Raw genomic sequence first — 10,967 nt, forward strand, 5'->3', positions numbered from 1 at the left:
GGGCGGTGGGGACGGTGGGCGGCGCTGGTGGCGGGGTGGTTCAGGCCACGGGGGAGTGGGCGTGGGCGGGTGCTTCGCCGTGCGGGTCGGTGAAGACGCGCGGGTCGTCCCACAGCAGTTGGATGTCGTGCGCCCAGTGGCCGTCCTCGGCGTCGGCCTCCTCCCGCAACGCCAGGACGCGGCGCGGGAGTTCGGCGGGCGGGACGCCGGACAGGCAGGTGTCGAGCTCGTCCAGGAACACCTTGCCCGCGCAGCCGTCCCCGCCGGCGCAGGGCTCGTCCGGCCCGGTGGCGCAGCCCTCGCGGGACCAGACGACGATCGGGGCGGGCGCGTTGAGCGAGGATTCGAAGTGGGGGCGGGTGCGGGGCGCGGCCGGGGCGGTGGAGAAGCCGGCGAGACAGGCGTCGTCCTGACGCAGTCGCAGGCGCAGCCGGCGCGGTTCCTCGGTGCTGCCGCACTCGATGCGGTGCACGCGCGCGCCGGGCACGGTGTCGAGCCGGTTCCACACCCGGGTCAGTTGGTGCCGGACGCCCGGCCGGCGGCGGGCCTGGTCGGTGACGACCAGCGGGTACACGCAGCCGAGCGGGGTGTCGTCGTCGGGGGTGGACGCCCAGCGGTCGACGGGCAGGTCGATCCAGTCGCGGGGCAGCGCGAACGTGATCAACTCGTCGCAGCCGGGGGTCAGATAGCGGAAGGCGGCCTCGATGCGGTCCTGTACATAGGCGCGCAGCCCGGCCTGCGGGACGGTGTCGGAGCCGACCGGATGCCGACGGCCCCCGCTGTACGCGGACACCTCGACGCGGACGTGTCCGTCGCCCGCGCCGCTGTGCTGGAGGTCGACGAGGATGGGCGACCAGTCCGGTGCGGCGGCCGGCTCGGCGGGGGTCTCGGCGGGGGTCTCGGCAGGTTGCTTGACCGGGGTCCGGTAGACGGAGGCCACGTGGGCGGTGAAGCGGGCGACGGTGGTGGCCGCGTCGTCGCCGTCGACCTCGCACAGCACGAACAGGGCCGCCGACCACAGGGAGTCGAAGCCCTCCTCGGGCGCGTCCGGGTCCAGCGGGCCGCGGGAGGCCTCGTACAGCTGCACGCGCCGCCCGGCGTCGTCGTCCAGGCCGGCGCGGACGGCGCGCTCGACGAGTTCGCGCAGCCGGGCGCGGTCGGCGGTGCGGTGGTCGGAGGTGGGGACCAGACCCCTCAGGGCCGGCCAGTAGCGGGCCATGACCTCGGTGGGCATCATCCGCCCGTTGTGCACGCCCCGGTCGCCGGCGGCCGCGGTGACCATGCCGACGACCTCGCCGGTGTCGACGAGGGTGACGGCGGCGCCGCTGAACCCGGGGGCGAGCGGCTGCCCGCCGGGCTGCCAGGCCTCCAGCTGGATCCACTCGCGGTTGAGCAACTGGGCGGCGGTGATGCGGTATTCGGCGAGGGTGCCCTCGTCGAAACCGACAGGGAAGCCGTAGACGAGGAGTTTGCGGGGCCGGTCGGGCCACTGTCCGTGGGCCGCGTCCACCGGCGCGAGCGCGGCGGGCGCGATCGGCACGTCGTGGGCCAGCTCCAGGACGGCCAGGTCGCCGAGGTCGGTCGAGCCGCCGCCCCAGCCGCCGTCGGCGATCACCCGGGCCGGTACGGCTGCGGAGCCGGGGCGCTCGGTGAAGGTCACCGTCAACGCGTCAGCGGCGGCTTCGTGCACGACGTGGGCACAGGTCAGCACCCTGCGCGGGGTGATGAGGAAGCCCGCGCCCACCACCTCGCCGGCGCTCTCGATCCGGGCGTGCCACTCGGCGCTGTCCATGAGGGGGCCGTTCAGGAAAGGGCTGTTCGTGCGGGGGTCGGTCGTGCGGGGGTCGGTCGGGTGGGAGCCGGTCGTGCGGGGGCCGTTCATGAGGGGGTGGAGGGCGACCAGGTCAGTCGTACGACGAGGTGGCCCTCCGCCGTGCCCTTGGCGATGATCGCGCCCGTCTCCGCCGACAGCTTCACCCCGAACTCGATCTCCACGCCGTCCGGCCGCAACGCCCCGTCCCGGAAGACCCGCAGCGCGGACTCGGCGGCGGCGCGCACGCCGTCCAACGCGCCCTCGAAGGTGCGGGCCGCCTGGACCGTACCGTCGCCCCGGGCCACCAGGCGGGAACCGGGCCGCCTCTCCGTGGCCGCTTCGACGGCGATCACGGCGCCGTCGTCGGTCTTGAACTCCACCAGTCCGTCCACGGTGTCCCCGTTGTCCTTTCCGTTCAACTGCGGCTCTGTGCACATCCATTGTCACGGACGGTACTTGAGCTTGTCCCGCGTTCACCGCGCCTTCGTGAACCGCCCGGAAAGCGTCCCGTGCCGCCGTACGTCAAGACGGCAGCGCCCGCTTCAAGATCTTCCCCATGTCGTTGCGGGGCAGCGCGTCGAGGTAGCGCACCGTGCGGGGCCGCTTGTGCGGGGCGAGCCGACGGGCCACGTGGTCGGCCAACTCGTCCTCCGCCGGGGGCGATCCGGGATCCACCGGCACGACCCACGCCACGATCCGCTCCCCGAGGTCCGGGTCCGGCTCCCCGGTGACGGCGGCCTCACGCACCCCCGGATGCTCAAGGAGCGCGTTCTCGATCTCCCCGGCCCCGATCTTGTAACCCCCGCTCTTGATCAGGTCGGTGGCCTTGCGCCCCACGATCCGGACGTACCCGTCGGGATCGCGCACCGCGACATCGCCGGTCCGGAACCAGCCGTCGGCGGTGAAGGCGGCGGCGGTGGCGTCGGGCCGGTTGAGGTACTCGGTGAACAGGTTCGGCCCGCGCACCTGGATCTCCCCGACGCTCTCCCCGTCGCAGGCCTCGACGGCCGACCCGTCGTCCTGGACGAGCCGCAGTTCCACGCCGGGCAGCGGCACCCCGACCGTTCCCGCCCGCGCCTCCCCGTCCGCTCGGACGCTGGTGTTCATCAGCGTCTCCGTCATGCCGTAGCGCTCGATCACCCGCCGTCCGGTCGCGGCCGCGATGCGCTCGTGGTCGTGCACGGGCAGCGCGGCCGAACCGGACACCAGCAGCCGTGCCCCCGAGAGCGCCTTGACCAGCTCCGGATCGTCGGGGAGCGCTTCGGCGATGCGGTGGTACATCGTCGGCACCCCGAACAACATGCTCGCGCCGCTGTTCAACTCCCGGGCGACGCCTTCCGTGTCGAACCGTCCGAGGTGCCGCAGGGACCCGCCCCGGCGCAGCGGTCCGAGGACCCCCAGCACCAGCCCGTGCACATGGAACAGCGGCAACCCGTGCACGAGGACGTCCTGTCCGGTCCACTGCCAGGCGTCGGCGAGCGCGTCGAGCGTCGTGGCGATCGCCCGCCTCGGGATGACCGCCCCCTTGGGCGGCCCGGTGGTGCCGGAGGTGTAGACGACGAAGGCGGCCTCCTCATCCCCCACGGCCTCACCCCCCACGGCCTCCTCCTGCACCGCTGCGACCCCGCGCACATCGACGTCGATCCGCTCCAACCCCCGCAGCGCGGCAGGCAGTTCATCGCCCGGAGCCGCCAGCACGGCCCCCGGCGCACTGTCGGACAGGATGTGTCCGAGCTCCTTGTCGCCCGACTTCGGGTTCAGCGGCACGGCGGCCGCCCCGGCGAGCAGCACGCCCACCACCCCGACGGCCGTCTCCAGCGACGGAGTGGCCCACACGGCGACCCTCCCCCTCGCACCCCGCACCCGTTCCCCGACGGCGCCGGCCGCCCCGGCGAGTTCCGCATACGTCAGGGAGCGCCGGCCGAACCGCAGCGCGGGGCGGCCCGACGGGGCGTCCGTCAGGGCCGGGAAGAGAGAGGACGAGGACACGGGACGGACTCCTTGGCGGCTGCGGGAACAATCAAGCCGGTTCCTACCCCGTTGCCAGGGCCCCCACCACCGGCTACCGAGGGTGATGTCCGGGCCGGTGGTGTGATCGCGAACCCTTGTTAGCCTTCGGGTTATCGGACTTTCGTACGAAGGGTGAAATCCGTCGTGGCTCGTATCGCACTCGTCACCTACGACCCCCGGCCGGAGCCGAGCAGGGACCGTGATCTGCCCGTGCTGCGGGCGGCGCTGGAGCGGGCCGGGGCCGAGGCGGACGGCGTCTTCTGGGACGATCCCGACGTCGACTGGGCCTCCTACGATCTTGTCGTCATCCGTTCGACCTGGGACTACAGCTGGCGCGCGGACGAGTTCACGGCCTGGGCGCAGAAGGTCGCCGAGGTCACCCGGCTGGCCAACCCGGCCGCCGTCGTGCGCTGGAACGCCGACAAGCGGTATCTGGGGGAGCTCGCGGCGGCCGGAGTGCCGACCGTCCCGACGCGCTACCTCGCGCCCGACGACCCGGCCGACCTGCCTGCCGACCACGAGTACGTCGTCAAGCCCACCTCCGGGGCCGGCGCCCGCTATGCCGCCCGCTACACGCCCGACCAGCACGAGACGGCCGTACGGCAGCTCGCGCGGATGCACGACGAGGGGCTGACCGCGATGGTGCAGCCCTATGTGCGGGGCATAGACGCCGGCGGTGAACGGGCCCTGCAGTTCTTCGGCGGCCGGCTGCTGCACGCCAGCCGCAAGCGGGCGGTCCTGGCCCCCGGCACCGCCTACGACGCGCAGAAGATCGCCCACCCCGGCCTGGAGCCCTGGGTCCCGACGCCGGCCGAGATCGCCGTCGCCGAGCGCGCCCTGGCCGCCGTACCGGACGCGTCCGGGCTGCTCTACGCCCGGGTCGACCTCGTGGACGGCGACGACGGGCAGCCGTGCGTGATGGAGCTGGAACTGGTCGAGCCGAACCTCTTCCTGTTCCTGCACCCGGAGTCGGTGCCGGCCGTCGCGGCGGCGATCATGGCGGCGGCCGGCACGCGCTGACGACCGCCACCGCCTGCGGACGGGGCTACTCCCTGATCGTCGTCCGTTGCAGCAGCCCCCAGGTGAACTCGGCGACGACCTCATGCGGCGTCCCCAGCGCGTCGGGCGCCCTGAAGGCCAGGCCACAGCGGGTCGGGGCGGTGCCCTCCAGGGGGCGGGCGGGGGCGAAGGCGGCCGCGACCTCGTCGACGGTGCAGGACCACGAGGTGAGGTCGTCGAGGGTGTTCAGGGGCGGTGGCTCGGCGCCCGGGGCGCGCACCAGCCGCTCGTTCCAGACGCTGCCGTTCGGCGCGAGCAGCAGTTCGAAGCGCAGGTCGGGCCAGAGGGACACCGGCCACACCCAGACTTCGCAGTCGGCGTCGCCGACGCGGCGGGGTGCGCGGGACTCGGGTTCGCCGAGGGCGGCGCGGTAACGGGAGAGTGCGCCCCGTGCGTGCGGGGAGTGGGCCATCGCCTGCCAACGCTTGTTGGCCTCTCGCATCTGGGACAGGGAGACGCCCAGTCCATGACGGGCGTTCTCCACCAGGTCCTGGTTGTGGTCGGCCATACGGCGCAGCAGGACCAACTGGAAGTCGAGAGGCGTGAAGGAGCCGGCGAGGCGTTTCTGAGTCGGCATGCGCCCCATCCTGGCGCACCCGCACCTTTCACGACCATTGCCCAGCGCAAAGGCTTATGACAGCCTGTGTTCGTCATGCCGATCGCCTGTTGAAATCTCGAACACAGGCACTGAGAACGACTACTAAGGGAGGGGGCCGGTCGTGGGACGCCTCGTACCTGCCGTGACCCGAGCTCTCGACATTCTCGAGCTCTTCCTCGACGGGGACGGTTCGCTCTCCGCCCCCGACATAGTGCGCAAGCTCCAGCTTCCGCGCACCACCGTGCACGAACTCGTGACCACGCTCTCCGCGCGGTCCTACATCGTCCCCGTGCCCGGACAGCCCGGACGGTACCGTCTCGGCGTCCGCCCGTACCAGCTCGGCAGCCGCTACGCCGAGCAGCTCGACCTCGCCGCCGAGGGTCAGCAGGTCGCGCGGTCCGTCGCTGAAACGTGTGACGAGACGGTCCACGTCGCGATCCTCGAGGGCGCAGACGTCATCTACATCGCCAAGGTCGACTCCACCCACGCGGTCCGGATGGTCTCGGCCGCGGGCCGCCGCCTCCCCGCCCACTGCACCTCCGTCGGCAAGATGCTGCTGGCCTCGCTCCCCGAGCCGGAGCTCAGCGCGCGCATCCCCGACGACGCCGACCTCATCCGGATGACCCCCAACAGCATCACCGAGCCCGGCGCCCTGCGAGCGGCGCTGGCGGAGATCCGGGAGCGGGGCGTCGCGGTCGAGAGCCGCGAGTCCAACCCGGACGTCAGCTGTGTCGCCGCACCGGTCCGCGACCGCACCGGGCAGGTCGTCGCCGCCCTCTCCATCTCCGTCCCCATGATCCGCTGGAGCGACGACCGCCGGGTCGAGCTGGAGCAGCTCGCCGCGAAGGGCGCCGCCGAACTGTCCGAACACCTCGGCTACCGGAGCGTGGCATGACGACGTCGTACGAAGTGGCCGTGCGGGCCGAGGCGACCCTCGGCGAGGGCCCGACCTGGGACCCGGCCACCGGCCGCCTGCTCTGGCTCGACATCCTGGGCGCCCGACTGCACACCTACGACCCCGTGACGGGCGGCCGCACGGTCCGGGTGACCGACCAGCACGTGGGCGCGGCCAAGCCCCGCGCGGGCGGCGGCCTGGTCCTGAACCTGCGGGACGGCGTGGGCCTCCTCGACCCCGACGACAGCTTCCGCTGGCTGCACCACGAGCCGGTCGCGGGCCGCCGCGCCAACGACGCCGCCGTCGCCCCCGACGGCTCCCTGTGGGCCGGCACCATGCGCTACGACGAGGCGCCCGGCGGCGGCACCCTGTCCCGCCTCACCGGCGACGGCACGGCCGACGTCGTCCTCGACGACGTGGCGGTGAGCAACGGGACCGGCTGGAGCCCGGACGGCACGCTGATGTACTACGTCGACTCACCGACGCGCCGGGTCGACGTCTTCGCGTACGCGGCGGACGGGCGGCTCTCCGAGCGCCGTCCGCTCGTCGAGATAGAGGAGGGCGCCGGCTTCCCCGACGGCCTCACCGTCGACGCCGACGGCTGTGTGTGGGTGGCGCTGTGGGACGGGGCAGCGGTACGCCGCTACACCCCGGCGGGCGAACTGGACCGCGTGATCACCCTGCCCACCCCGAGGATCACGGCCTGCGCGTTCGGCGGCGCCGACCTGACCGACCTGTACATCACCACCGCCCGCGTGGGCCTGGACGCCCCGCATCCGGTGGCCGGGTCGCTGCTGGTGGTACCGGGCGCGGGGAAGGGGCTCGCCCAGCCGGCGTTCGCGGGCTGACACGGCTGCGGGCCGCGGTGGCCGCGGTGGCCGGGGGAGTGGTCGCCGCGGAGTCGTCGCGTCCCGGCCCCCGAGCCCCGCCCCGGCCCCCGAGCCCCGCCCCGGCCCCCGAGCCCCGGCGACTGCGGGCCGGGGGGCCAGGGGGCCGGGGGGCCGGGGGCGGTGGGCGACTACCGCAGCCCGGCCCGCTTCAACTCGTCGCCCGTCAACGGCGGCCCGGTCAACGCCGGCTTCAACGGCCCCACCACGGCCGCCGCCAGCACCGACGGACTCAACAGCACCTGAGGCCCGCGCTCCAGCGAGGTCACGTCGGTCACCCGGCGGGCGATGCGGCCGTTGCCGGTGGCGGTGTGCATCAGCCGGCCGACGTACGCCGCCACGAGCCGGTCGCGGAGCGTGGGCCCGTCCTCCGTCGCACCGGGATAGAACACGTCCTGGCCGACGGCGAGGTCCCAGGCGGCGCCGGCGGGCCGGGCCACCGCCTTCTGGATACGACGGGACAGCCCCGGCGCGCCCCAGCCGTGCCGCCGGACGACGTCCCGAAGGATCACCGCGCTCTGGGCGGCGACGGCGAGGCCGTGACCGTAGAGCGGGTTGAACGCGGCGAGGGCGTCGCCGACGACGGCGAAGTGCTCCGGCCAGGCCGGCATCCGCTCGTAGAAGTGCCGGCGGTTGACGGTCGCCCGGGTGTACGCCACGTCGGACAGCGGCTCGGCCTGTTCGAGCAGTTCCCCGATGACCGGGTGGCGCAGTTCCTCACGGGCGAAGCGGACGAAGTCGTCGTTCCCGGTGGAGGGCTCGGCGCCCCGGGTGCCGTTGAGCGTGACGATCCAGCGGCCGTCCTCGATGGGTAGCAGAAACCCCGCCCGCCCCGGCGCGCCGTCCCGTGGATCGGGCTGCACGTTGACGATCGGAAACCCGGAACGCGCCTGCTCGGGCGCGAGATACAGCCGACTCGCATACGCCAGCCCGGAATCCACCTCCCGCCGTTCCACCTCGGCCAGCCCCAACCCCGCCAGCCACCCCCCGGCCCGGGACCCCCGCCCCGTGGCATCGACGACCAACCCGGCCGAAATCACCCACTCATCACCCACGCCGACCGCCGCCCCGGCCCCGGCGCCCGCCTCCCCACCCGTGCCCGTGCCCGTGGCCGTCGCCCTCGTCCGCCGTGTTCTCACGCGTACGCCCGTGACTGCTTTCGCGTCTCCGACCAGGCCCAGTACCTCGGTGTCGGGGAGGAGTTCGATCCTGGGGTCGGTCAGGACCTGGGTGCGGATCGTGGCGTCCAGGAGGTCGCGGCCGGCCAGGATCACGTGGTGGGACTCGGGCCAGCGGCGGAACCAGCCCCGCGGGCCGAGGACGACCATGTCCGTCGTCACCGGGGCCCGGCGCGCGCCGGCGTCGTGGAGCGCGTCGGTGACGCCCGGCAGCAGGTCCGCCACCGCCCGCACTCCGCCGGACCACAGCATGTGGGCGTGACGGGCCTGGGGCAGGCCCTTGCGGGGGGCGGGTCCGTCGGGCAGCGCGTCGCGCTCGATGACGACGACCCGGTCGGCGAGGCCGGCCAGGGCGCGTGCCACGAGCATGCCCGCATGGGATCCCCCCAGGACTACGGCGGTTCTGGCGGGGTTGGAGGGTTCACTCATGCGTGGACATGCTCTCTGCCGGGGCGGCCGCGCGGGCGCGGACCGCCTGGAGGTCTACGGGGTGACGAAGGGCCTGGGACACGGCCTGGATCTCCCGCAGGAGGTAGGTGGTGTCCGGGCCGGAGGGGCCAGAGGCACCGGGGGTGCCGGAGGCAGCGGGGGCGCCGGGGGCGGCAGCCTCTGCCGGCGGGCGTTCGGTGTCCGTGGCCGGGTGCTGTCGCCGCCGCTGCCTCGCCTCGACGGCGTCCAGCAGGGTCACGGCGGCGGCCAACGCCTGGGCGCGGCCGCGTTCGAAACCGACGGCGACGGCGGCGTCGTAGGAGCGGGTGCGCAGGTCGTCGTCGAGGTGCCGGGACAGTTGGAGGAGCGCGTCGCGGATGAACGTCTCACGGCGGATCAGCCGCAACTCCGGCGTGGCGCGCAGGTCGAAGGGCTCGCGGCCGCCCGTGACGGTCCGCATCAGCCGGGACAGCGGCCGCAGGCTCCGATGCCGGCGCCGGACGCGCCACCGCTCCTGAAGGTACTGGCCGGCGTGCGGCACGATGAAGCCGACCGCGACCAGAGTGGCGGCGATACAGGCCGCCGACGGGGCGATGTTGGTGTTCAGCCAGTCCAGGTCGTGCCCGGTCCAACGGGCCACGACGGCCGTCAGCTTGGCCGCGCTGAACAGCAGGTTCGTCACGTAGCCGGCGCCCAGGAAGCGCAGTCCCCAGCGCAGCCAGGCGTCCAGGCCCTCGGTGCGGCTCCAGTTCCAGACCAGCAGGGCCGTGATCGAGCAGGCCACCGTGTGCGCGAGCAGGTAGAGCAGGATCTCCTCGCGCATGAACGGCGTGTTGGCGTAGTAGGTGTCCAGGTCCCGGATCCGCTCCACGGGGACGTCGGCGAGGGCGAAGAGCACCCACAGCGCGACCACCACCCCCGCGTACACGGACACCACCCACCGGGTCGCGCGCCGCGTCTGCGCTCCGCGCTCGGTGAGGTTGTTGCGCCAGGCGATGACCAGCAGCAGCCAGGACGCGGACAGCGCCGTGATCAGGGAGTACACCCAGGGCGCCGCGATGTTCGGCACGCCGGTGACCCGGTTGGTCCAGGCGATGGTCTTCGGCGCCGCGAACACGAACACCGCGCAGGCGAAGACCAGCAGCCCGCCGACGGCCCGCAGCAGCGGGTCCCGCCAGAGCTTGAGGATGCTGGGCAGCTTGATGGCGAGGGCGGTGCCCAGGACCGCGGTGGGCAGCCAGAACGAGATGTACAGCCCGTGGCTCACCGCGCCGAACCCCTCCGTCCGCGATAGCCCAGGGTCCGCTGGACCGCGGCCGTCTCCGCGGCCGCCCCGGAGTCGGTCAGATAGCGTCGGAAGCGGGCCGCGAGCCGGTGACCGAAGTCGTCGGCCTCGGCCTCGTCGTCGGCCCGGGAGCCGCTGCGGGCGGCGACGGCCAGTGCGACGGAGTCCCAGTCGGACCGCTCCGACCTCTCGTTCACCTCGTCCGACTGCCCCGACTGCCCCGACCGCCCCGTCGGCTCCGACGGGCCTGACCGTCTGGCCAGGGCGTCCGCCGCCGCCGTGCCGACGCCATGGTGGTGGTGTCGGTGGCCGGCGTGCAGATGCCACAACTCATGGCCGAGAATGACGAGTTGCTGCACCGCCTCGGCCCGTTCCTCGACGATGACCAGGTCGAAGTCATGGAACTCCACCCACAGTCCGGTCACCTCGATCTCGTCGGGAAACCGCTCGAACCGCACCTCGACGGGCCGCCCGCCGCGCCGCGCGGACATCTCCTCGCACAGCGCCCGGCACACGTTCCGCACCCCGGACGGCCGGCAGGGGCGCGCCCGCACCGCGGCGGAGAGCTCGGCGGTCAGCTCGCGCATCGCCGGTCCGGTCCGCACGCGCCGCAGCGCCGAGGCGATCCGGGCCGCACCGCCGCGCGCGCCCGCGATGTCCATCCGCTCCCCCTTCTCGACCGCCCTGCGGCAGCCTGTTCGAGCCTACGCGGCTGGTTGTGTCCGCGTCACGAGAAGTCCGTGAGGGTCACGGATAGAAAGCGCTATCAGAAGTCCTGTCGAAACCATTGACGCGCAAGCGCTTCGATCTTAC

10 protein-coding genes are annotated in these 10,967 nt (G+C 73.5%); 3 read left to right on the plus strand and 7 right to left on the minus strand.

The window, feature by feature from the left end; all coding sequences use genetic code 11:
- Window positions 1-40: 40 nt before the first annotated feature.
- From ACZ5SK_RS29475 to ACZ5SK_RS29485, 3 genes are all read right to left on the minus strand, one after another.
- Complete coding sequence (locus ACZ5SK_RS29475) at window positions 41-1,792, minus strand: VMAP-C domain-containing protein (RefSeq protein ID WP_457494266.1); 1,752 nt, start codon at window positions 1,790-1,792, stop codon at window positions 41-43.
- 86 nt (window positions 1,793-1,878) lie between these two features.
- Window positions 1,879-2,205 carry a CU044_2847 family protein gene (locus ACZ5SK_RS29480; protein WP_079665104.1) on the minus strand — a complete coding sequence of 109 codons (327 nt, stop codon included), beginning with the start codon at window positions 2,203-2,205 and terminating at the stop codon, window positions 1,879-1,881.
- A 130-nt stretch (window positions 2,206-2,335) separates the two neighbouring features.
- Window positions 2,336-3,802 carry an acyl-CoA synthetase gene (locus tag ACZ5SK_RS29485; protein WP_334580385.1) on the minus strand — a complete coding sequence of 489 codons (1,467 nt, stop codon included), beginning with the start codon at window positions 3,800-3,802 and terminating at the stop codon, window positions 2,336-2,338.
- Window positions 3,803-3,967: 165 nt separating this feature from the next.
- Between ACZ5SK_RS29485 and ACZ5SK_RS29490 the strand changes: the two genes are divergently transcribed.
- Complete coding sequence (locus ACZ5SK_RS29490; protein WP_334580387.1) at window positions 3,968-4,843, plus strand: ATP-grasp domain-containing protein; 876 nt, start codon at window positions 3,968-3,970, stop codon at window positions 4,841-4,843.
- Between the two features lie 25 nt (window positions 4,844-4,868).
- Here ACZ5SK_RS29490 and ACZ5SK_RS29495 read toward each other — a convergent pair whose 3' ends face one another.
- Window positions 4,869-5,459, minus strand: coding sequence for a hypothetical protein (locus ACZ5SK_RS29495; protein ID WP_443041294.1), 591 nt, complete (start codon window positions 5,457-5,459; stop codon window positions 4,869-4,871).
- A gap of 142 nt (window positions 5,460-5,601) precedes the next feature.
- On the opposite strand from ACZ5SK_RS29495, the gene ACZ5SK_RS29500 reads away from it, so the two are divergent.
- Entirely contained in the window at window positions 5,602-6,375 is a 774-nt protein-coding gene (locus ACZ5SK_RS29500; protein WP_334580389.1) for an IclR family transcriptional regulator, read from the plus strand.
- Complete coding sequence (locus tag ACZ5SK_RS29505) at window positions 6,372-7,223, plus strand: SMP-30/gluconolactonase/LRE family protein (protein ID WP_334580390.1); 852 nt, start codon at window positions 6,372-6,374, stop codon at window positions 7,221-7,223. Before ACZ5SK_RS29500 ends, ACZ5SK_RS29505 begins: the two co-directional genes overlap by 4 nt.
- Before the next feature lie 170 nt (window positions 7,224-7,393).
- Here ACZ5SK_RS29505 and ACZ5SK_RS29510 read toward each other — a convergent pair whose 3' ends face one another.
- Genes ACZ5SK_RS29510 through ACZ5SK_RS29520 form a run of 3 tightly spaced genes read right to left on the minus strand, consistent with a single transcriptional unit; the run spans window position 7,394 to window position 10,816 of the window.
- Window positions 7,394-8,809, minus strand: coding sequence for an NAD(P)/FAD-dependent oxidoreductase (locus ACZ5SK_RS29510; protein WP_361703312.1), 1,416 nt, complete (start codon window positions 8,807-8,809; stop codon window positions 7,394-7,396).
- Between the two features lie 52 nt (window positions 8,810-8,861).
- On the minus strand, window positions 8,862-10,136 hold the full coding sequence (locus ACZ5SK_RS29515; protein WP_334580393.1) for an MAB_1171c family putative transporter: 1,275 nt from the start codon (window positions 10,134-10,136) through the stop codon (window positions 8,862-8,864).
- Window positions 10,133-10,816, minus strand: a complete 684-nt coding sequence (locus tag ACZ5SK_RS29520; protein WP_468576707.1) for a toxin-antitoxin system, toxin component family protein — start codon at window positions 10,814-10,816, stop codon at window positions 10,133-10,135. The genes ACZ5SK_RS29515 and ACZ5SK_RS29520 overlap by 4 nt, the downstream gene beginning before the upstream one ends.
- Window positions 10,817-10,967: the final 151 nt, after the last annotated feature.

This window comes from Streptomyces sp. NPDC031474, assembly GCF_055581185.1.

Coding starts and splice junctions, on each gene's coding strand:
- ACZ5SK_RS29475 (WP_457494266.1), bottom strand. CDS start 1,792: ATGGACAGCGCCGAGTGGCACGCCCGGATCGAGAGCGCCGGCGAGGTG.
- ACZ5SK_RS29505 (WP_334580390.1), top strand. CDS start 6,372: ATGACGACGTCGTACGAAGTGGCCGTGCGGGCCGAGGCGACCCTCGGC.
- ACZ5SK_RS29520 (WP_468576707.1), bottom strand. CDS start 10,816: ATGGACATCGCGGGCGCGCGCGGCGGTGCGGCCCGGATCGCCTCGGCG.
- ACZ5SK_RS29495 (WP_443041294.1), bottom strand. CDS start 5,459: ATGCCGACTCAGAAACGCCTCGCCGGCTCCTTCACGCCTCTCGACTTC.
- ACZ5SK_RS29510 (WP_361703312.1), bottom strand. CDS start 8,809: ATGCTCGTGGCACGCGCCCTGGCCGGCCTCGCCGACCGGGTCGTCGTC.